General features: G+C 71.8%; 19 protein-coding genes. 14 read left to right on the plus strand and 5 right to left on the minus strand.

Annotated features, from left to right (window positions below; translation table 11 throughout):
- The first annotated feature begins 141 nt into the window (after nucleotides 1-141).
- Together HQQ85_RS13510 and HQQ85_RS13515 are read left to right on the plus strand one after the other, a co-directional pair.
- A complete protein-coding gene (locus HQQ85_RS13510) occupies nucleotides 142-1,020 on the plus strand; it encodes a CoA ester lyase (RefSeq protein WP_173183077.1) in 879 nt (292 codons plus the stop codon).
- 69 nt (nucleotides 1,021-1,089) lie between these two features.
- Entirely contained in the window at nucleotides 1,090-1,422 is a 333-nt protein-coding gene (locus HQQ85_RS13515) for a hypothetical protein (protein WP_173183078.1), read from the plus strand.
- 13 nt (nucleotides 1,423-1,435) lie between these two features.
- Here the strand turns inward: HQQ85_RS13515 and HQQ85_RS13520 are convergent, their stop codons facing one another.
- Complete coding sequence (locus HQQ85_RS13520; protein WP_173183079.1) at nucleotides 1,436-2,791, minus strand: alpha-amylase family glycosyl hydrolase; 1,356 nt, start codon at nucleotides 2,789-2,791, stop codon at nucleotides 1,436-1,438.
- A gap of 55 nt (nucleotides 2,792-2,846) precedes the next feature.
- Here HQQ85_RS13520 and argG point away from each other — a divergent pair, with 55 nt between their 5' ends.
- A complete protein-coding gene (gene argG, locus HQQ85_RS13525) occupies nucleotides 2,847-4,286 on the plus strand; it encodes an argininosuccinate synthase (protein WP_173183080.1) in 1,440 nt (479 codons plus the stop codon).
- Nucleotides 4,287-4,408: 122 nt separating this feature from the next.
- Here argG and HQQ85_RS13530 read toward each other — a convergent pair whose 3' ends face one another.
- Nucleotides 4,409-4,588 carry a hypothetical protein gene (locus HQQ85_RS13530; protein ID WP_173183081.1) on the minus strand — a complete coding sequence of 60 codons (180 nt, stop codon included), beginning with the start codon at nucleotides 4,586-4,588 and terminating at the stop codon, nucleotides 4,409-4,411.
- An 82-nt stretch (nucleotides 4,589-4,670) separates the two neighbouring features.
- Here HQQ85_RS13530 and HQQ85_RS13535 point away from each other — a divergent pair, with 82 nt between their 5' ends.
- The 7 genes from HQQ85_RS13535 (at nucleotide 4,671) to HQQ85_RS13565 (ending at nucleotide 13,182) form a co-directional block, all read left to right on the plus strand.
- Nucleotides 4,671-6,275: an FAD-dependent oxidoreductase gene (locus HQQ85_RS13535; protein WP_173183082.1), complete on the plus strand. Its 1,605-nt coding sequence runs from the start codon at nucleotides 4,671-4,673 to the stop codon at nucleotides 6,273-6,275.
- Between the two features lie 52 nt (nucleotides 6,276-6,327).
- Nucleotides 6,328-7,623 (plus strand): MFS transporter, encoded by a 1,296-nt coding sequence (locus HQQ85_RS13540; RefSeq protein WP_173183083.1) that lies wholly within the window; start codon nucleotides 6,328-6,330, stop codon nucleotides 7,621-7,623.
- A gap of 9 nt (nucleotides 7,624-7,632) precedes the next feature.
- Complete coding sequence (locus HQQ85_RS13545) at nucleotides 7,633-9,267, plus strand: carboxylesterase/lipase family protein (RefSeq protein WP_173183084.1); 1,635 nt, start codon at nucleotides 7,633-7,635, stop codon at nucleotides 9,265-9,267.
- Nucleotides 9,268-9,340: 73 nt separating this feature from the next.
- On the plus strand, nucleotides 9,341-10,009 hold the full coding sequence (locus HQQ85_RS13550) for a trimeric intracellular cation channel family protein (protein WP_173183085.1): 669 nt from the start codon (nucleotides 9,341-9,343) through the stop codon (nucleotides 10,007-10,009).
- Between the two features lie 157 nt (nucleotides 10,010-10,166).
- Entirely contained in the window at nucleotides 10,167-10,655 is a 489-nt protein-coding gene (locus tag HQQ85_RS13555) for a hypothetical protein (protein WP_371741902.1), read from the plus strand.
- 47 nt (nucleotides 10,656-10,702) lie between these two features.
- The gene (locus HQQ85_RS13560; protein ID WP_173183086.1) at nucleotides 10,703-11,659 is read left to right on the plus strand and encodes an FAD:protein FMN transferase; all 957 of its coding nucleotides are present in this window, start codon (nucleotides 10,703-10,705) and stop codon (nucleotides 11,657-11,659) included.
- The gene (locus HQQ85_RS13565) at nucleotides 11,656-13,182 is read left to right on the plus strand and encodes an FAD-dependent oxidoreductase (RefSeq protein WP_173183087.1); all 1,527 of its coding nucleotides are present in this window, start codon (nucleotides 11,656-11,658) and stop codon (nucleotides 13,180-13,182) included. Before HQQ85_RS13560 ends, HQQ85_RS13565 begins: the two co-directional genes overlap by 4 nt.
- 25 nt (nucleotides 13,183-13,207) lie before the next feature.
- On the opposite strand, the gene HQQ85_RS13570 is transcribed toward HQQ85_RS13565, so the two are convergent.
- A complete protein-coding gene (locus HQQ85_RS13570; protein ID WP_173183088.1) occupies nucleotides 13,208-14,587 on the minus strand; it encodes a deoxyribodipyrimidine photo-lyase in 1,380 nt (459 codons plus the stop codon).
- A 57-nt stretch (nucleotides 14,588-14,644) separates the two neighbouring features.
- The gene (locus tag HQQ85_RS13575; RefSeq protein ID WP_173183089.1) at nucleotides 14,645-15,091 is read right to left on the minus strand and encodes a MarR family winged helix-turn-helix transcriptional regulator; all 447 of its coding nucleotides are present in this window, start codon (nucleotides 15,089-15,091) and stop codon (nucleotides 14,645-14,647) included.
- A gap of 407 nt (nucleotides 15,092-15,498) precedes the next feature.
- Here HQQ85_RS13575 and HQQ85_RS13580 point away from each other — a divergent pair, with 407 nt between their 5' ends.
- From HQQ85_RS13580 to HQQ85_RS13600, 4 genes are all read left to right on the plus strand, one after another.
- The gene (locus tag HQQ85_RS13580; protein WP_173183090.1) at nucleotides 15,499-16,287 is read left to right on the plus strand and encodes a DeoR/GlpR family DNA-binding transcription regulator; all 789 of its coding nucleotides are present in this window, start codon (nucleotides 15,499-15,501) and stop codon (nucleotides 16,285-16,287) included.
- Entirely contained in the window at nucleotides 16,284-17,381 is a 1,098-nt protein-coding gene (locus HQQ85_RS13585; protein ID WP_173183091.1) for a 1-phosphofructokinase family hexose kinase, read from the plus strand. The genes HQQ85_RS13580 and HQQ85_RS13585 overlap by 4 nt, the downstream gene beginning before the upstream one ends.
- Nucleotides 17,382-17,513: 132 nt before the next feature.
- The gene (locus HQQ85_RS13595; RefSeq protein WP_173183092.1) at nucleotides 17,514-19,643 is read left to right on the plus strand and encodes a fructose-specific PTS transporter subunit EIIC; all 2,130 of its coding nucleotides are present in this window, start codon (nucleotides 17,514-17,516) and stop codon (nucleotides 19,641-19,643) included.
- Between the two features lie 98 nt (nucleotides 19,644-19,741).
- Complete coding sequence (locus HQQ85_RS13600) at nucleotides 19,742-20,011, plus strand: HPr family phosphocarrier protein (protein ID WP_173183093.1); 270 nt, start codon at nucleotides 19,742-19,744, stop codon at nucleotides 20,009-20,011.
- Nucleotides 20,012-20,074: 63 nt separating this feature from the next.
- Here the strand turns inward: HQQ85_RS13600 and HQQ85_RS13605 are convergent, their stop codons facing one another.
- Entirely contained in the window at nucleotides 20,075-20,773 is a 699-nt protein-coding gene (locus HQQ85_RS13605) for a winged helix-turn-helix domain-containing protein (RefSeq protein ID WP_173183094.1), read from the minus strand.
- Between the last annotated feature and the right edge of the window lie 215 nt (nucleotides 20,774-20,988).

Here is a 20,988-nt window from a genome sequence, read left to right on the forward strand (position 1 = left end):
GCGGTCGCGGCGGCGGGTGTGAGGGGCGGATGCGGGGGTGACCCCGCGTTCGCCCCTTGCGTTCGTTATGCACGCAATTCGGGAGGTGGGGCGGGGGACCGTAGGGTTGAGGGGCAGCCTGTCGATGAAGAGAGAAGCACCATGACGTCAGAGACCACGACCACGCCGACCAGCGCGCCCGCGCCCGCCGCCGAGCGGCACGAGGTGCCCGCCGAGATCTCGCGCTCGTGGCTGCTGCTGTCGGCCCGGCGAACCGAGGACTTCGACCGCGCCTCCCGCTCACGCGCCGACCAGCTCGTGCTCGACCTCGAGGACGCGATCGACCCCAAGCACAAGGACTCCTCGCGCGACGACGTCGCCGCCTGGCTGAGCGGCGGCGGCAGCGCCTGGGTGCGCATCAACGACCGCGCCAGCGACTTCTGGAGCGACGACGTCGACCAGCTCAAGGGCCTGCCGGGCCTGAAGGGCGTGATGCTCGCCAAGACCGAGGACGCCTCGCACGTCACCGAGACCTTCGACCGCCTCGGCGGCACCACCCCGGTGCTCGTGCTGATCGAGTCGGCCCTCGGAATCGAGGAGGCCGTGAACATCGCCCGCGCCCGCGGTGCCTTCCGGCTCGCCTTCGGCAGCGGCGACTACCGCCGCGACACCGGCACCAGCGCCGAGGACATCGCGATGGCCTATCCGCGCTCGCGCCTCGTCGTCGCCAGCCGCGTCGGCGGGCTGCCCGGCCCGATCGACGGCCCGACCGTCTCGTCGAGCCACCCCGTGCTGCGCGAGCAGTCGGCCACCGCGGTCGCACTCGGCCTCACCGGCAAGCTCTGCCTCGACACCGATCAGCTGCCCGTGATCAACGAGGCCATCAGCCCGACGCAGTCCGACGTGACCTGGGCGCGCGACTTCCTCGCCGACTTCGAGGCGCGGGGCCGCGTGATCCGCGACGGCAGCGACCTGCCCCGCCTCGGCCGCGCCGAGAAGATCGACCGTCTCGCGCGCGCGTTCGGGGTCGGCCCGCTCTAGGCCTCGGCGAGCGGACGCAATTCGGCCAGCTCCGGCCCCGGTGTCGGTGGCTCCCGATATCATCGGCAGATGCCGTTCCGCAGTAAAGAGACCCTGGAGGCCTGGCTCGATGAGTTCCGCACCACCCGCGAGGGGGGTCAGCTCATCAACGTCCTGGTGCAGCACGGAGGCGATGGTGCCGACACCGGCCTCGTCGTCGTCCCGTTGAAGAACGAGGGCACCGAGATCTACATGCAGCCGGTCAGCGTGGGCGACCCGCACTGGAGCGTGACGCTCGGCGAGCGCAGCAAGCCTCTCGAGCTGTCGTCGCTCGACCTTCAGGCCCTGGTGGCCGAGCTCGCGGTCGCCGCCGCTCTCTGCCAGTTCCTGCAGGACAAGTCGGCCGCCCACACCGAGGACTGACCCACCTCGGGCGTCAGTCGCCGAGCACGGCCCAGCCGTGCGGCGGGAGGCTCGCCCGGCCCGCCGCGAGCGAGGCCGAGCCCGCCAGCACCGCCGAGGCGCCGCCCGCCGGCACCGCCACGGCTTCGTCGCCGATGTTCAGCGCCGTCACCACCGCGCCCGACCCGGTGGCCGTGCGCACGACGAGCGCCGTGTTCGTGACGTGCAGCACGTCCGAGCGCGCCGAGTGCAGCCAGGCGTGCCGTCGCCGCAGCGCGATCAGCTCGCCGTGCAACGCCAGGAGCTCTCGCGCATCCGGTCCGGCGCCCGGCAGCGAGGAGGGCAGCGACTCGGCCGACGGGGGCGAGTCGGGGAACTCCGGCCGCACCGCGTCGTCGCCGCCGAGCCGCTCCTCCTTCACGGCGCGCAGCCCGTACTCGTCACCCGCGTAGACCATCGGGGTGCCGGCGAGGGTGAACAGCAGGGCCAGGGCGTGCGGCAGATGCCGCGCATCCGGGATCGCCGAGGCGATGCGCGACACGTCGTGATTGCCCACGAAGGTGGTCGGCACGAAGCCCTCGAGCAGCTCGTTGCCGCGCTCGATGGCGTGCTTCAGCTCGAACAGGTTCGCGTCGGCGATGCCGTGCCAGAGGCCTTGCCACAGCTCGTACTGGGTGAGCGAGTCGAGCCCCGACTCGGCCACGATCGCGAGCGCGTCGCCGTGGATCACCTCACCCGTGAACCAGGCGTCCGGATGCGCGTCCCGCACCCGCGGCAGCACCTGCGCCCAGAACGCCGGCGGCACCGCGTACGCCGCGTCGAGCCGCCAGCCGTCGGCGCCGCGGCCGAGCCAGTACGTCATGACCTCGACCACGAGGTCGGCCACCGCGGGGGAGGAGTGGTCGAGCGCGACGAGCTGGTCGTGCCCCTCGAAGACGTCGGCCCGAACGGGGTCGCCGGGCTGCCAGCCCTCCCAATCGACGCGGAAGAGGCTCGCGGTCGCGGCAGACGGTCCCGATTCCTCGAGCGCTGCAAAGGCCGGATGAGCGCGGCCGACGTGGTTGAAGACCCCGTCGAGCAGCACGCGGATTCCCCGCTCGTGCGCGGCGGCGACCAGCCGGTCGAAGTCGGCCTCGTCGCCGAGCCGCGGGTCGATGCGGAAGTGATCGGTGGTGTCGTAGCCATGGGTGGAGCTCGCGAAGACGGGGCCCAGGGCGAGGCCGTTCAGGCCGAGGTCGACCACGTGGTCGAGCCAGGACTCGAGGCGGCCGAGGCGGTGCCGGGGAGCATCCGTCGACGCAGCCTCACCCGCCTCGGGACGCACGGGTGCCCCCGTGAAGCCGAGCGGATAGACATGCCACCACATCACGTGGTCGACCCAGGAGCTCATGCCGTCAGTCAACACCGTTCCGAGGCGGGTGCGGCGAGACCATAGGATTTAGGGCATGTCCAAGGTTCTGAGCAGGCTCCCCGTCGGCGAACGCGTCGGCATCGCATTCTCGGGAGGGCTCGACACCTCCTGCGCGGTGGCGTGGATGCGCGAGAAGGGCGCGGTGCCCTGCACGTACACGGCCGACATCGGCCAGTACGACGAGCCCGAGATCGACAAGGTGCCCGGCCGCGCGCTCGAGTACGGCGCCGAGATCGCCCGCCTCGTCGACGCGAAGGCCGCCCTGGTCGAGGAGGGGCTCGTGGCGCTGCAGTGCGGCGCCTTCCACATCCGCTCCGGCGGCAAGACCTACTTCAACACCACGCCGCTCGGCCGCGCCGTCACGGGCACGATGCTCGTTCGCGCAATGAAGGAGGACGGCGTCGACATCTGGGGCGACGGCTCCACCTACAAGGGCAACGACATCGAGCGGTTCTACCGCTACGGCCTGCTCGCCAACCCGCGCCTGCGCGTCTACAAGCCCTGGCTCGACGCCTCGTTCGTGGGCGAGCTCGGCGGCCGCACCGAGATGAGCGAGTGGCTCGTCGAGCGCGGCTTCCCCTACCGCGACTCCACCGAGAAGGCCTACAGCACCGACGCCAACATCTGGGGCGCCACCCACGAGGCCAAGCGCCTCGAGGAGCTCTCGGCCGGGCTCGACCTGATCGAGCCGATCATGGGCGTCGCCGCCTGGCGCGACGACGTCGAGGTCGCCACCGAGGAGGTGTCGGTGCGCTTCGAGGCCGGCCGCCCGGTCGCCATCAACGGCGTCGAGTACGACGACGCGGTGGCGCTCGTCTTCGAGGCCAACGCCATCGGCGGCCGTCACGGGCTGGGCGTCAGCGACCAGATCGAGAACCGCATCATCGAGGCCAAGAGCCGTGGCATCTACGAGGCCCCGGGCATGGCGCTGCTGCACATTGCCTACGAGCGACTGCTGAACGCCATCCACAACGAGGACACGGTGGCGAACTACCACACCGAGGGCCGCCGCCTCGGCCGCCTGATGTACGAGGGCCGCTGGCTCGACCCGCAGTCGCTGATGCTCCGCGAGTCCATCCAGCGCTGGGTCGGCTCGGCCGTGACCGGCGAGGTCGTGCTGCGTCTTCGCCGCGGCGACGACTACACGATCCTCGACACCACCGGCCCGGCGCTCAGCTACCACCCCGGCAAGCTGTCGATGGAGCGCGTCGGCGACGCCGCCTTCGGCCCCGACGACCGCATCGGCCAACTGACCATGCGCAACCTCGACATCGCCGACTCGCGGGCGCGGCTCGAGCAGTACGCCCTGGCCGGCATCATCGGCGGCGCGACGGCCGAGCTGGTGGGCGAGCTCGAGCAGGGCGAGGCGAGCTCGATCCTCGAGGGCGGGCAGGTGTCCGACTCCGAGGATGCGCTGGAGCGGGCGACGGATGCGGCCTCCGAGGGCGCCGCGTTCGACGCCGGCACCGACTGACGGCCTGCACGCACCCGCACCCCGCGCCCGCGCGCAGCAACCACTCGCGCTGGCAGCCACACGCACGACGGCCCCGGTCACCCGCTCATCGAGCCGGGCGGCCGGGGCCGTTCGCGTGACCGCTACTCGTCGTAGTTGAGGTTGTCGGCGATGACCTCCTGGTCGTCGCCGAACACGGGGTTGATCTCCTCCGCGTCGTCGTCCTGCACCTCGTCGATGCTGACGGTGTCGTCGAGATCGACGTCCTCCGCGCCGATGTCGGTCAGGTCGGGGTCTTCGATTCGGTCGTTCACGTCGGACATGCCGTTCCTCTCGGGGAAGTCGATAGCTGCAACCCCTCCAACTTACGCACCTTTCGGGCGGCGGGAGGAGTGTACTGAGGAGATGTCCCCGACTCATCCCAGTGCCTCGGCCCAGCCGCCCGCCGGACGCTCGCTCTGGCGCGACCGGCCCGCCCGCGCATCCGTCGCGACGCCGTTCGACCCGACCCCCGTCCACGACGTCGCCGTGGTCGGCGCCGGCCTGACCGGGCTGATCACCGCCCTCCGGCTGGCCCGCGCCGGCAAGCGCGTCGTGGTGCTCGAAGCCCTCGACATCGGTGCGCTGGCGTCGGGCAACACGACCGGGAAGGTGTCGCTCCTGCAGGGCAGCCGCTTCTCGAGCATCCGCTCGCACCATTCCTCGCGCATCCTGAAGGCCTATGCCGGCATGAACCGTGACGGGCAGGAGTGGCTGCTGGGCTTCTGCGAGGAGCAGGGCGTGCCGGTCGAGTACCGCACGGCCTACAGCTACGCCCAGCACGCCGACCCGAAGGCGGCCGACACGGTCGACGCCGAGTACCGGGCGGCGCGCGAGGCCGGGCTGCCGGTGTCGCTGGCGACCCCGGACGACGTCGACGTGCCGTTCCCCTTCGCTTTCGGCGTGGCCCTGCCCGAGCAGGCGCAGCTCGACGCGATGGACGTGCTCGAGGCGCTCGCCACCGCGTTCGTCGCCGCCGGCGGGGTGCTCCACACGCAGACCCGCGTCACCGGGGTGCGCGCCTCGAAGCCGGCGCGCGTGCGCACGAGCCGCGGCGAGCTGCGGGCGCAGTCGGTGGTGCTCGCGACCGCGACGCCCATCCTCGACCGGGGCCTCTACTTCACGAAGGTCGAGGGTCTCCGCAGCTACGGGCTGGCGTTCGAGCTTCCGGATGCCCGTCCCGGCGCACTCCCGGACGGCATGTTCATCTCCGTCGGCGACTCGGCCGAGGAGGGCTCGCGCTCGGTGCGCACGGCCCCGCACGAGGGGACGGAGCTGCTGGTCATCGGCGGCGACGGCCACTCGGTCGGACGGCCCGGCGACCGCTCCGAGAAGGAGCGCGTGACTCAGCTCGAGCGCTGGACCGAGGCGCAGTGGCCGGGCGCACGGCTGACGCACGCCTGGTCGGCGCAGGACTACGAGTCGCACAACCTGATCCCGTTCGTCGGCGCCCTGCCCCGCGGCCGGGGACGGGTCTACGTCGCGACCGGCTACGCCAAGTGGGGGCTGACGAACTCGGCGGGGGCCGCCATCCGGTTGACCGACGAGCTCACCGGGACGCCCCGGCGTGACCGGGCCCACTGGCAGACGGTGCTGGGCACGCGGCTCACGCGGCCGGCCGACCTGGCCAAGGGGGCGGCGGCAGGAGCATCCGTGGGCCTTCAGACGGTCAAGGGGTGGCTGGGCGCCGAGACGCGGTCGACCCCGGTGCCGCAGCCGCGCGAGGGCGAGGGCGTGGTCGCCAACTCGGGTGGGCGGCCCGTCGGCATCTCGACGGTCGACGGCACCACCTGCGCCGTCAGCGCGGTCTGCCCGCACCTCGGCGGAGTGCTGTCGTGGAACGACTCCGAGCGCAGCTGGGACTGCCCGCTGCACGCCTCGCGGTTCGCCGCCGACGGCACGCGGCTCGAGGGGCCGGCGCTGAGCGACCTGCCGACGCTGCCGCGCACCCGCCACCGGCACAGCGTGTAGGGGTTCGGGCCCCGTCTTCCCCGGTGTCGGTGGTCATGTGTACGCTGTTCACATGACCACCACCGAGGCGCCGGCGCACTGGAAGAGGAACGCCGGTCTGTTCCTCACGGGGCAGACGGTGTCGCTGTTCGGGTCGATGATCGTGCAGTACGCGGTGATGTGGTACGTCACCTTCGAGACCCGGTCGGGGCTGGCGGTGGCGCTCTACGCGCTCGCCGCCTTCCTGCCGCAGGGAATCGTGTCGATCTTCGGCGGGGTGATCGCCGACCGGGTCAACCGCAAGGTGCTCGTGATGATCGCCGACAGCAGCATCGCGCTGGCGACGCTCGCGCTGGCCCTGCTGATGCTGAACGGGCTGACCGATCTGTGGATCATCCTCGTCGCGGTCGGGGTGCGCTCGATCGGCGCCGGGGTGCAGTCGCCGGCGGTGCAGGCGATGATCCCGCAGATCGCTCCGGCCGATCAGCTGATGCGGGTGAACGGGCTGTTCCAGACCATCCAGTCGGCGATGGCGCTGCTCGCCCCGGCCGCCGCGGGAGCGGTGTTCGGGGTGTTCGGCATCGTGCCGGTGTTCTTCATCGACGTGGTCACGGCCGTCATCGGCGTCGGGCTGCTGGCGCTGGTGACGGTGCCGACGCTCGCCTCGATCGCGGCGAAGGAGACGAGCTTCCGCTACGACCTCGTCGAGGGGCTGCACTACATCTGGCGGCACAAGGTCGTGCGCTGGCTGCTGGTGGTGTTCGCCATCATCTTCCTGCTCACCGTGGCGCCCTCGTTCATCACCCCGCTGATGGTCGCCCGCACCTTCGGCGACGAGGTGTGGATGGTCACGGTGCTCGAGCTCGCGTTCAGCGTGGGCATGATCATCGGCGGCATCCTCGTGTCGACGGTGCTCGCGCGGTTCAGCCGGATGGGGCTGATCCTGTTCGCGACCTTCGGCTTCGCGGTGTTCACCACGGCGCTCGGGCTGAGCCCGAACCTCTGGGTGTTCTACGGCTTCATGTTCGGCTTCGGCCTGCTGGTGCCGCTGTTCTCGGCGCCGTTCATGACCCTGGTGCAGGAGACGGTCGACCCCGACAAGCACGGGCGGGTGTTCAGCTACGTGGGCATCGTGATGGCGCTGGCCGCCCCCATCGGCATGAGCGTGTTCGGGCCGCTGGCCGACGTGATCAGCGTGCAGCTGCTGCTCGTGGTGGCGGGGGTGCTCACGGTGGTCGTCGTGGTGGTCGCGATCGCGCTGCCGTCGGGTCGGGCGGCGATCGCAGCGTCGCGGGCGGTGGCGGTGAAGGAGGGGGCCGAGGGTGAGGTCGCTCCCGAGGCCCCGGCCGAACCCAGCCGGCGTGAGTAGCATCGGAGCATGACGCGCGCGGTCCGGGAACCCCTCATCCGCCAGACCGCCGCCGGAGCCGTCCGCGGGGCTCGCGACGGCGAGGTGCTGAGCTGGAAGGGCATCCCGTTCGCGGCGCCGCCCACCGGTGAGCGCCGCTTCCGCCGGCCACAGCCGCCCGCACCCTGGCACGAGCTGCGGGATGCGACGGCGTTCGGGGCGATGGCCCCGCAGCACGTGCTGAAATCGATGGAGGTCGATCCCTCGGTGCCGCTCAGCGAGGACTGCCTGACGGTCAACGTCTGGGCGCCGGCGGGTGCGGCGGGCCGGCCGGTCATGGTCTGGATCCACGGCGGCGGCTACTTCGCCGGCTCGACCGCGCAGCGCTTCTACGACGCCACCACTCTCGCGGCCGAGGGCGATGTCGTCGTGGTCACCGTCAACTACCGGCTGGGCATCCTGGGCTTCGTCGACTTCTCGAGCCTGAACCCCGAGGCGGGCTCCGCGTTCCGGCACGGCTTCGACGCGAACGTGGGCCTGCGCGACCAGATCGCCGGCCTCGCGTGGGTGCAGCAGAACATCGCCGCGTTCGGCGGCGACCCCGGCAACGTCACCCTCTTCGGCGAATCGGCCGGCGGAGCATCCGTCATCGCATTGATGGCCTCGCCGCTGACCACCGGCCTGTTCCACCGGGCCATCGCGCAGAGCGCGCCCGTCACCTCGGTCTACGGCCGGGAGCGCGCCGCGATGGTCGCGCGCCGCTTCCTCGACATCGTCGGCATCGATCCGGGCGACGCCCACCGCCTGCGCGAGCTCGACCCCTTCGACCTGGTCGATGCCGGCGCCGAGCTGGTGCACGAGGTCTCGGGCGCGGTGCCGGGCACCCTCGCGATGGCCCCGGTGATCGACGACGAGGTCGTGCCCGAGTACCCGCTGACGGCGTTCCGCGACGGGCACGTGCCCCGCATCCCCCTGATCATCGGCACGAACCGCGACGAGTCGTCGTTCTTCAAGCTGATGCGCTCGCCGCTCCTGCCGATCACCTCCGAGAAGGTCGAGCAGATGTTCGCCGAGATCGCCGCCGACAACCCCGGCAGCCCCGGTTTCGACGAGGCGGGCGCGCGCATCACAGGCGCCTACCCGAGCTACCCGCGCCGGCGCACCCCCGCCGAGGTCTCGCGCGACGCGGGGTTCCGGATGCCCAGCATCTGGCTCGCGGAGGCCCACAGCAGCCACGCCCCCACCTGGATGTACCGCTTCGACCACGCCACCCCGCTCCTGCGCGTCACGGGCATCGGCGCCACCCACGCGGCGGAGCTGGCCTACGTGTTCGGCTCGTTCGCGCCGCGCGGTCGCGACATCGTCTTCGGGCTCGGCGGGCGGGCCGAGGCGCTGCGGGTGGCGGGGCGGATGCGCGGCCGCTGGATCGCCTTCGCCCACGGTGAATCGCCCGAGCTCCCCGGCGCCGCGGATCGTGACTCCGCGGATCGTGACTCCCCGGATCCGGACGCCACGGGGCCCGGCATCGAACCCTCCGTGCCCTGGCCCCCCTACGACACAGAGGAGCGCCCCACCCTGATCATCGACCGCGAGGAGCGGGTCGAGAACGACCCCGACGGTGAGATCCGCGAGGCATGGGGGCCGGAGATCCTCGCCTTCCGGTGACGCGCGGGGCGAGCATCCGCCCCCCGTCTCGAGCCTCGCCCGAGGCGCCTCACCGTCGTGATAGGAATGCTGCATGGTCGCCGAGCAGTTCGTCACGCCGTTCTGGCTCGACCTCGCGGCGACCGGTCTCGGCAGCGTGCAAGGGGCGTCGTTCGCGGCCCAGTTCAAGGACCGGCGGCTCGACCTGCTCGGCGTCGGCCTGATCGGGGTGGTCGCCGGGTTCGGCGGCGGTCTCATCCGTGACCTGCTGCTGAACACGGTGCCGGCGGCGCTGGAGTCGAACTGGTTCATCCCCGTGGCGATCGTCGCGGCTCTGCTGGGCATGCTGCTCGAGCGCGTGTTCACCCGCCTGAACGTGCTCGTCACGGTGCTCGACGCCGTCAGCCTCGGGCTGTTCTGCGCGATCGGCACCAGCAAGGCGCTGGCCTTCGGCCTGCCCGTCGTGCCCGCCATCTTCGTGGGAATCGTCGCGGCGGTGGGGGGAGGCATGCTCCGCGACATCCTGCTGGGGCTGCCGATCGGCGTGATGCACGTCGGATCGCTCTACGCGGTCGCGGCGGGCGCCGGCGCGATCTTCCTCACGGTGGCGTTCGGGATGGGCTCGAACATCACCGTCGCGGGCATCGGCTGCGTGATCGTCACGACGCTGATCCGCCTGCTGGCCGTGCGCTTCGGCTGGAGCCTGCCCGAGCAGCGCACCATCAGCACGCTGCGGCGACTGCGCCGGCAGAAGCGCGCCTGAACGTTTCGCCGCCGGCCCCCGTTGTCCAAAGATGAGGCCGTCGGCAGCCCTCCTCGCACACCGGCCTCAGGCCAGGTGCAAAGAAACGCCATAGGGCTCTGTCAGCTTCGCTGAATACCGTCGAGACCGCCCCCGCCCCGAACGACAGGATGCGCACATGATGACCACACGACAGAAGAAGATCGGCCTCTCCGCCCTCGCCGGAGTCTCGCTCTCGGTCGCCCTGGCCGGCTGCGCCACCGATGCGACGGCCGAGTCCGGCTCCGGCTCGGCCGCTGAGCCGACCCCAGCCGCTTCGGCCGCCCCGACCCCGGCATCGACCGCTGCGGCCGGCGACTCCGCCGGCTCGTCCACCTACCAGGACGGCACCTACGAGGCGAAGGGCAGCTACACCTCGCCCAACGGCCAGGAGGAGATCGACGTCTCGCTCACCCTCGCGGGCGACGTCATCACCGCCGTCACGGTCACGCCGGAGGCCACGAACCCGAACTCCGTCAACTACCAGACCCAGTTCGCCGACGGCATCTCCGAGGTCGTCGTCGGCAAGGACATCGACGAGATCGACGTCTCCCGGGTCGCCGGCTCGAGCCTCACCAGCGGCGGCTTCAACGAGGCCGTCGAGACCATCAAGTCCGACGCGGCCTGACGCCGCCGGTCGTCACCCCACCCGTCGTCGCCGCGCCCGTCTCCGCCATGCTCGCCGATCCCTCCGCCCCCGTCGATCCGTCGGCTCCCGTCGCCTCGGCGCCGAGTCCGTGGCGGTTCGACTTCGAGGCGATCGGCACCCGCTGGCAGATCGAGACGCCGCAGCCGCTCCCGCCGGCCACCCGGGCCGCCGTGCTCGAGCGGGTCGAGGCCTTCGACCGCGACTACTCGCGGTTCCGGCCCGACTCGCTCGTCACGGCGCTCGCCCGCGGCGCCGGCCGGGTCGACTTCCCGGCCGACGCGGCGCCGCTGTTCGAGCTCTACGATCGGCTGCACGCCGCCACCGACGGCGCGGTCGATCCGCTGGTCGGGGCGCGCCTCGAGCAGCTCGGCTACGATGCGAATTACTCGCTGCGTGCGTCGCCCGCGGGTGAGTCCTCGATTCCGGATGCTCGCGCTCGCCCCACCTGGCCCACCACCGTCACCCGCACCTCCGCTTCGCCCGGTTCCGGCGTGACCGTCTCGGCCCCTGCCGGGACGGTGATCGACCTCGGCGCCGCCGGCAAGGGATACCTCGTCGATCTCGTGGCCTCCCTGCTGCGCGGCGCGGGGCACACCGAGTACGTCGTCGACGGGAGCGGGGATCTGGCGCACTCGGGCGGTACTCCCGTGCGGGTGGGGCTCGAGCATCCGCTCGACCCGCGCAAGGCGATCGGCGTGGCCGAGTTCGCCGGCCTCTCGCTCTGCGCCTCGGCGAGCAACCGCCGGGTCTGGGGCGAGGGACTGCACCACATCGTCGACCCGCGCACCGGATCGCCCGCCCGCGAGGTGATCGCCACCTGGGTCGTCGCCTCGTCGACCGCCCTCGCCGACGGCCTCGCGACCGCCCTCTTCTTCACCGGCGCTCACCAGCTGGCGAAGACATTCCACTTCAGCTATGTCCGAATGTACGCCGACGGGCGCGCCGAGCGCTCCCGTGACTTCCCCGGGGAGCTCTTCGCATGAAAGCACGACTCGACACCCTGATCGGGCGCGTCACCATGTACAACCTGATCGTGCTGGTGCTCGCCGCGCTGGTGGTGATCGCGATCGTAGCTGGTGCCCTCGGGCAGCTCTTCTACACGCCGCTGCAGCTGGTGCTGTCGACGATCGTCGCGGTCGTCGCCACCGGTGCGGTGAGCTGGCTGCTGGCGCGGCTGTTCCGCACCCGCGCACACCTGCCGTCGTCGGCGATCTCGGGGCTGATCATCGTCTTCGTCTTCATGCCGACGGCCGACCCCGCCGGGCTCGCGCTGATCGCCCTCACCGGGGCCATCGCGGCGGCGTCGAAGTTCGTGCTGGCCTTCCGGGGGCGGCACATCCTGAACCCCGTCGCCGCGGCCGCCGTGGTGATGAGCGTGACCGGGCTGTACCCGTCGGCGTGGTGGGTGGCGACGCCGGTGCTCCTGCCGTTCGTCGCGATCGGAGCCTTCCTCGTGCTCTGGCGCACCCGCAAGCTCGCGCTCGGGCTCACCTTCGTGGTGGCCGCGGGGGCGATCACCATCGGCCGGATCATGCTCACCGGAACCGCGTTCCCCGACGCGCTGGTGCTGGCGTTCGGCTCGTTCCCGATCGTCTTCCTCGCCGGCTTCATGCTGAGCGAGCCGCTGACGCTGCCGCCGCGCCGCTGGCAGCAGCTGCTCGTCGCGGTGGTGGTCGCCGTGCCGTTCTCGATCCCGTTCACGATCGGGAGCGTGTACTCGACGCCCGAGATCGCGCTCGTGATCGGCAACGTCGTCGCCTTCGCGTTCGGCCAGCGGCGGGGGGTGCGCCTCCGCTTCGCGGGCAGCCGCACGCTGACCCCGACGTCGGCGGCGTTCGACTTCGAGCCCGCGTCGCCCGTTCCGTTCCGTGCCGGACAGTACCTCGAGCTGTCGCTGCCCCATGCTCGCACCGATGCCCGCGGTGCGCGGCGGATGTTCAGCATCACCACACCGCCGCCGGCTCGCCTGCACGCGGAGACGTCGGCGCCGGTCTCGCTCGGCGTGAAGCTGTCGGATCCGTCGAGCTCGTTCAAGCGGGCGCTGACCACCCTGTCGCCGGGAGCGACCGTGCACGCGACCTGGGTGGGCGGCGACTTCCTGCTGCCGTCCGACGTCTCGGTGCCCCTGGTGCTCGCCGCCGGCGGGATCGGCGTCACACCGTTCGTCAGTCAGCTCGCCGAACGGGCCCGCCGCGGCTCGGCGGGGGACGTGGTGCTGATCTACTCGGCGTCGGCTCCGGACGAGCTGGCGTACACCGACGAGATCGCCGCCACGGGCATCCGCGTGCTGGTGATCGCACCTGACCGACCGGCCGACCTGCCGCCCGGGTGGACATACCTCGGACCGGCCCGGCTCACGGCCGATGTTGCGCGCGAGGCGATCCCGGATCTCGCGTCGCGGCGGGCCTACGTCTCAGGCCCGCCCGGGTACGTCGACCACGTCTCGGCGCAGCTGCGGCGGGCGGGGGCGCGGCGGGTGCGCACCGACGCGTTCGCGGGGTACTGAGCGAAGCGCCTGACTCGCGTCCGGCTCAGCGGATCGTCGCGTAGGCGTCGAGAGCCGCTCGCCGCGACTCCTTGAGGTCGACCATCGGCTCGGGGTACGCGGGCGTGCCCGCCTCGGGCACGTAGCGGTTGACGTACGAGCCGTGCTTGTCGAACTTGGAGGCCTGCAGCTCGGGGTTGAAGATGCGGAAGTAGGGCGCCGCATCCGGCCCCGAGCCCGCGACCCATTGCCAGTTGAGCGCGTTGGCCGCCGGATCGGCATCGACCAGCGTGTCCCAGAACCAGGCCTCGCCGACCCGCCAGTCGACCCGGAGGTTCTTGACGAGGAACGACGCCACGACCATCCGCACCCGGTTGTGCATGATGCCCGTCTGCCACAGCTCGCGCATGCCGGCGTCGACGAGCGGGATGCCCGTGTCGCCCTGCTGCCACCGCTGCAGCTCGTCGTCCGTGACCTCGGCCCAGGGGAAGCGGTCGAACTCCGGGCGCATGTTCGCAGTCGTGATCGAGGGCAGGTGGAAGAGCAGGTGATACGAGAACTCGCGCCAGATCAGCTGGCGCAGCACGGCGGCCGCTCCCTCGGCGTCGCTCGAGGCCCGCGCGCGATGACCGTCGAGCGCATGCCAGAACTGGAACGGGCTGATCTCGCCCCAGCGCAGGTGCGGTGACAGCATCGAGGTGCCCTCCTCGGCCGGCAGGTCCTGGTCGGCGACGTAGTGGGACACCCGCTCGTCGAGGAACGTCTCCAGGCGCTCGGCCGCGCCCGCCTCGCCCGGACGCCAGCGCTCGCGCAGACCGCCCGCCCAATCGGGCACGGGCGCCGAGGGCAGCAGCCCCCAGCCACCCAGCGCGTCGGACGCGACCTCCCGATGGTGCAGCCCGTCGTCCTTCGTCGGCGCCGGCAGGGGATGCCGCGGGGTCGGCTTCGCCATCACCGCTCGGTAGAAGGGGGTGAACACCTTGTACCAGCCGCCCTGGCCGGTCAGCACGGTCCACGGCTCGGCGAGCAGCGAGCCCTGGAAGCTCTCGGCCTCCACCCCCGCCTCCCGCAGACTCGCCTTGAGGTCGCCGTCGATGCCGCGCTCGACCTCACCGTAGCGCCGGTTCCAGAGCACTCGCGTCGCACCGACCTCGTCGACCAGCCCGGTCACGACCTCGCGCGCCGCACCCCGCCGCAACGTCAGCGTCAGTCCCACCTCGCGCAGCGACGCCCCGAGTGCCTCGAGCGAGTGGTGCAGCCACCACCTCGAGGCCCCACCGATCGGCCGGATGCCCGGCGACTCGTCATCGAGCACGTACACGCACACGATCGGATCGCCGCGCAGCACCGCCTCGTGCAGGGCCGGGTTGTCGGCCACACGCAGGTCGTCGCGGAACCAGACGACGGAAGTAGCTCTCTCGCTCACGTCTCCAGTCAACTCCACGCCGCCGACACCCGCCGCGCCGTCCTGCGGCAGCAGCGCTCAGCGGCCGGAGACGCCTTCGCGGAGCTTGTCGCAGAGGCGGGCCAGCTCGGCGAGCTCGTCGGGCGACAGGTGCCCGGTCATGTGGGCCGTGATCGACTGGGCGTGCACGACGGCGGCCTGGCGGTACACGCCGACACCCGCATCCGTCAGCCGCACCAGGGTGCCGCGCCCGTCGTTCGGGTCGTCGGCCTTCTCGAGGATGCCCCGTGCGACCAGCCGGTCGACCAGACGGCTGATGCTCGGCTGGGTGAGCAGCACCTTCTCGCCCAGATCTTTGATGCGCAGCGTGCGACCCGGGCACAGCGACAGGTTGAAGAGCACGTCGTACTCGTTCAGCGACACGATGCTCGACGGGAACTCGCTGGCCAGTTCCCGCATCACGCTCACCTGAGCGCGGAACAGCGACTCCCACGCCGCGACCGGCGACACCTCCGCGGCGGCCATGGCACTCCTTCTGCAACGTCGTGGAAGCTCATTCTTCCACGACGGCGCTCGGGTGAGGCCTGCGCCTCGAATGCCTGCTCGTTAAATGATTGAGGGCCCGTCGTAGAGGCTAACGACGGGCCCTCTCCCTTGCACCAAGAGTGTCCTGCAATCACATTCCGCGGGAGCTGCCACAGCAAACAACTTCCGCTCCATGAATATATAACGGTCAGGTAACGGAGCGCTAGTTATCGAATCGTTATTTTTCTGGGAGTTCGCTGTGTGCCGCAAATGGGGGTCAAATGCCGCCCTGGATCGATCTATCTCTGTGGAATTGCTTGATTCCCTGTTGAAACAGACATAGAGTCACTGAAACGAAGATTTGCGCAGAAACACGAACAGACGCAGAAGCTGAGGTCAGAGTCGACATGTACGCCATCGAACGCCACGAGCGCATCCACGCTCAGCTCAGCGACGCGGGCCGGGTCACGGTCGTCGACCTGGCCACGAGCCTCGGCGTCACGCCCGAGACCGTGCGCCGCGACCTCGACGCCCTCGAACGGGCCGGCGTGCTGCGACGGGTGCACGGGGGAGCGGTCGCCAACGGCAAGACGAGCCTCGTCGAGCCGACCGTCGCCGACCGGGCGAACCGGGCCCGCGAGGCGAAGTCCGCGATCGCCGACGCCGCCCTCGCCCTCCTCGGCGACGACTTCAGCGGATCGATCCTGCTCGACTCCGGCACCACCACCGCCGCGCTCGCCGAGCGCCTGGCGCACTGGCGGCCGTCGACGCCCGGCACCCAGCTCACGGTCATCACCAACTCGGTGCCCATCGCATCCCTTCTGCACCTGAACGACGCGCTCGAGCTGCACCTGCTCGGCGGCCGGGTGCGCGGTGTCACGAGCGCCGCCGTCGGCAGCCCCGCGATCGACCAGCTCGCGCACCTCCGCCCCGACATCGCCTTCATCGGAGCCAACGGCCTCAGCGCCGAGTTCGGCCTGAGCACCCCCGAGGAGCACGAGGCCTCGGTCAAGTCCGCCATGGTGCGGAGCGCCCGCCGCGTCGTGGCGCTCGTCGACGCGACGAAGCTCGGCGACGAGGCGCTGCACCGCTTCGCCGAGCTGCGCGAGCTCGACGTGCTGATCTCCGACGCCGATCCGGCCGGCACCCTCAGGGCGGCGCTCGACGCCCACGAGGTCGAGGTGATCGTCGCGTGATCGTCACCGTCACCCTGAACCCCTCCCTCGATCGCACGATCGAGCTGTCCGACCGGCTTCTCCGCGGTCAGGTGCAGCGCGCGGCCCGCACCACGCAGCAGCCCGGCGGCAAGGGCGTCAACGTCTCCCGCGCCCTGCACGCGGCGGGCGTCGAAACCCTCGCGATCCTCCCCGGGTCGCTCGAGGACCCGATGATCGTCGCCCTCCATGCCGACGGCATCCCGGCGGCGAGCGTCGCTGTTCCGGGCGCCGTCCGCGCGAACACCACCATCACCGAGCCCGACGGCACGACCACGAAGCTCAACGAGCCGGGCGAACCCCTCAGCGCCGAGGCGACGGATGCACTGCTGACCCTCATCGTCACCCACTCGCGCGCGGCGAGCTGGCTCGTGCTCGCGGGCTCCCTGCCGCCCGGGGTGCCCACCGACTTCTACGCGCGAATCGTCCGCGCGGTGCGGCGCGATGCCGGCGAGCGTGACCGGGCGACGGATGCTCGGCGCGCCGCCGACGGCCGCCTCCGTATCGCCGTGGACACGTCCGGCGCTCCGCTGGCCGCCCTCGTGGCGTCGGGAGAGCCCGTCGACCTCATCAAGCCGAACGCGGAGGAGCTGCTCGAACTCGTGCGGACCCTTCCCGACGGAGCCGTCCCTGCCGGTGCTGCGTTCGAGACGGAGCCGGGGTCCCCGACCGGACCCGGCGTCGTCGCCGATCCTGAGCACCTCGCCGCCGGTGACGACCGCATCGAGCAGCTGGCTGCGAGCGTGCTGTCCGAGTCGCTCGGCGCGGTGCTCGTCACCCTCGGCGCGAACGGGGCCGAACTGGTCACGCGGCACGCGGTGCATTCCGCCGACGCCCCGCGCATCGAGGCCCGCAGCACCGTCGGCGCCGGCGACTGCTCGCTCGCGGGCTACCTCCTCGCCGCCGACGCCGGACGCGACGACGCCGGCCGCCTCGCCCAGGCGATCGCCTACGGTGCGGCAGCGGCCGCGCTGCCCGGCTCCACCGTCCCCACGCCCGCGGAGGCCCCGGCCGACGCCATCGCCGTGAGCACGCGCTCGCGGCGCACCCTCAGCCGGCCCGTCGCCGTCGGCTGAGCATCCGCCCCCCACCCCGTCAGCCCCCACCCCGTCAGCCCCCACCCCGTCAGCCCCCACCCCGTCAGCCCCCACCCCGTCAACCCCCGCACCCCGCCGCACTGCCGCGGCGCCCGCCCCGAAGGAGCACCCATGTCCGCCCTCATCACCCCCGAGCTGGTCGTCCTCGACCAGGATCTCGGCAGCGACCGCGCCCCGGTCATCCGCCGCCTCGCCCAGCTGGTGGTCGACGCCGGTCGCGCCACCGACGTCGACGCGCTGTTCGCCGACGCCTGGGACCGCGAGAGCAAGACCGACACCGGCATCCCCGGTGGCCTGGCCATCCCGCACTGCCGGTCGGCCGCCGTGCTCGAGCCCACGCTCGCCATGGCGCGGCCGGCCCCGGGCGTCGACTTCGGTTCCTCCGACGGCCCCGCCGACCTGATCTTCTTCATCGCCGCCCCCGACGGCGCCGACCAGGAGCACCTGAAGCTCCTCTCGACCCTCGCCCGCTCCCTGATCAAGCCCGAGTTCGTCGCGTCCCTCCGCGCGGCGGCCACGCCGGCTGAGATCGTGGCGATCGTCGACGGCGCACTGGCCCCGGCCCCGGCCCCGACCACGTCCACGACGGCGACGGATGCTCAACCCGCCGCCTCGGCGACGCCGACCTCGCCCGCCAACCCCGCATCTCCGGCCCCCCGTCCCGTCATCGTCGCCGTCACCGCGTGCCCCACCGGCATCGCCCACACCTACATGGCGGCCGACTCCCTGGTCGCGGCCGGCGAGCGCGCCGGTGTCGAGCTGCACGTCGAGACCCAGGGCTCCTCCGGCGCCACCCCGCTCGACCCCGCCCTCATCGCCCGTGCCACTGCCGTCGTCTTCGCGGTCGACGTCGACGTGCGGGACAAGGCCCGGTTCGCGGGCCTCCCGGTCATCCAGGCGCCGGTCAAGCGCGGCATCGACGAGCCCGACGCGATGGTCGCCGAGGCGCTGGCCGCAGCCGACGACCCGAACGCCCGGCGCGTGGCCGGTGGCGGCAGCAACGGCACCGACGGCACCGCAGCCGGACACACCGACACCGGCCCGAATGAGCACATCGGCCAGAAGCTCAAGCGCTACCTCCTCACCGGCGTCAGCTACATGATCCCCTTCGTCGCGGGCGGCGGCCTCCTGATCGCCCTCGGCTTCCTGCTCGCGGGCTACCAGATCAACGGCAACGCCACCGACATCGTGCTCGGCAACAGCCTCTGGAACCTCCCCGAGGGCGGCCTCGCCACCTACCTCGGCGCCGTCGCCTTCGTCATCGGCGCCGCGTCGATGGGCTTCCTCGTTCCGGCGCTCGCGGGCTACATCGCCTACGCCATCGCCGACCGGCCCGGAATCGCGGTCGGCTTCACGGCCGGTGCGGTCGCGCTGGTGATGAACGCGGGCTTCCTCGGTGGCCTCGTCGGCGGTCTGCTCGCGGGCTTCATCGCCTGGGCGATCGGCCGCATCCGGGTGCCGCGGGTCATCCGCGGCCTGATGCCCGTCGTGATCATCCCGCTGTTCGGCTCGATCTTCGCCTCCGGCCTGATGCTGCTCGTGCTCGGCGGCCCGATCGCGCTGCTGATGAGCGGGCTGAACGACTGGCTGTCGTCGCTGACGGGTGCCTCCGCGGTGCTGCTCGGCGTCATCCTCGGCACGATGATGGCGATCGACCTCGGCGGCCCGATCAACAAGGTCGCCTACGCCTTCGCGGTCGCCGGCCTCGGCGCCGGTACCATCGCGAACCAGGCGCCGTGGCAGATCATGGCCGCGGTCATGGCCGCCGGCATGGTTCCGCCGCTGGCCCTCGCCCTGGCGACCCTGATCGACCGCAGGCTGTTCAGCGCCGCCGAGCGCGAGAACGGCAAGGCGGCCTGGTTCCTCGGCGCGGCCTTCATCTCCGAGGGCGCCATCCCGTTCGCGGCCGCCGACCCGCTGCGCGTCATCCCGGCCGGCATCGTGGGCAGCGCGCTCACCGGCGCCATCGTGATGGGAACCGGCGTCACCTCCCAGGCCCCGCACGGCGGCATCTTCGTCTTCTTCGCGATCGGCAACGTGGGCATGTTCATCGTCGCGATCCTCGCGGGCATGATCGTCTCGGCCGCACTAGTGGTGCTCCTGAAGCGCTTCGTGCGCCGTCGACCGGTGCAGGCCGATGCGGCTGCCGACTCGTCCGCGCAGGTTCCGGATGCTCGCGCCACCGCCCTGGCCGGCGCCCCCGCCTCGGCTCCCGCTCGCACCCCGGTCCCGGCCCGCTGACCCCGGTCACCGACGCCGCGCGTCCCACCTCGCGGACCGACGGTGTCGGCCACCGACCCCGCCCGACCACCCCGCCCCACCACCACCGAAGGATCCCCATGCCGGAACGCACCGCCACCATCGCCAGCCGCGTCGGGCTGCACGCCCGCCCCGCCTCGCTCTTCATCGAGGCCGTGAAGCGCCAGAACACCAAGGTCACCATCTCGAAGGACGGCAGCGCCCCGATGGACGCGTCGAGCATCCTCTCGATCATGAGCCTCGGCGCCGCCAACGGCGACACCGTCACGCTCGCGGCCGAGGGCCCCGACGCCGACACGGCGCTCACCGAGCTGGTCGCCCTGCTCGAGACGGATCTCGACGCCGAGTAGCGCCGCCGCGCATCCGCTCGTCTCAGAACGCCCTTCCGCCTGCCGGTGGAGGGGCGTTCTGCGTCAGAACAGGTCGGGGGAGGGCGTCGAGGTGTGGCGCACCGAGACGTCGGCGTGCCGGTCGAAGCGGTAGCCGACGCCGCGCACAGTGCGAACGATGTCCTCGTAGTCGCCGAGCTTGGAGCGCAGGCGCCGCACGTGCACGTCGATGGTGCGCTCGTTCGGAACCTCCTCGTCGCCGGCCGACCAGAGCGAGGAGATCAGCTCGGCGCGCTCGATGGTGCGGCCCTCGCGGAGCACCAGGTACTGCAGCAGCTCGAACTCCTTGTAGGTGAGGTTCGCGGCCTGGTTGTCGAGCAGCACCCGCTTTCGGGAGAGGTCGACGACGACCCCGTCGCGGGCGCGGTCCTGCTCCTCATCGGGGGCCTGGCGGTGCTTGGCGAGCGCGGCCGGGTCCTGCAGGGCGAGGCGTACGACCTCGACGTCGCGTCCGCCGGCGCCGCGGGGGGCGAGGGCGACGGCGGCGTAGGTCTCGGAGGAGGGGGCGATCTGCGCGGCGAGGGCCTTCAGCTGCTCGACGATGCGGCCGAGGTCGGTGCCGTCGGCGGCCGCCTTGTCCTCGTCGATGCCGACGTAGAGCACGAAGCCGCGGGCCTCGGTGCCATCAGGCACGGCGCGGATGCGGGGGGTGGGCTCCGCGGCGACGCGCGAGCGGAGGGGGGTAACGGTGGAGGGACGGGAATCGAGGTGGGCGATCGACATGGAGGCGTGTCCTAGCGGGAGCGGCCCGTGGTCGACGGGCCGGAAGTGTGTCATTCCGAAGGATCCTGGTACGGATCCGGATACGGCAGACCGAATCAGACGAGACGGATGCCGGGGAGCACGACGCTCTCCGCGATCAGATGCGCGGGGGTCGATGCTCGAGCGAGAGGGTGAGAGTTCTCGTCAGCGACACATTCGACAGCACATGACGGCGC

The organism is Herbiconiux sp. VKM Ac-2851 (assembly GCF_013205105.1).
Taxonomy (GTDB): domain Bacteria; phylum Actinomycetota; class Actinomycetes; order Actinomycetales; family Microbacteriaceae; genus Herbiconiux; species Herbiconiux flava.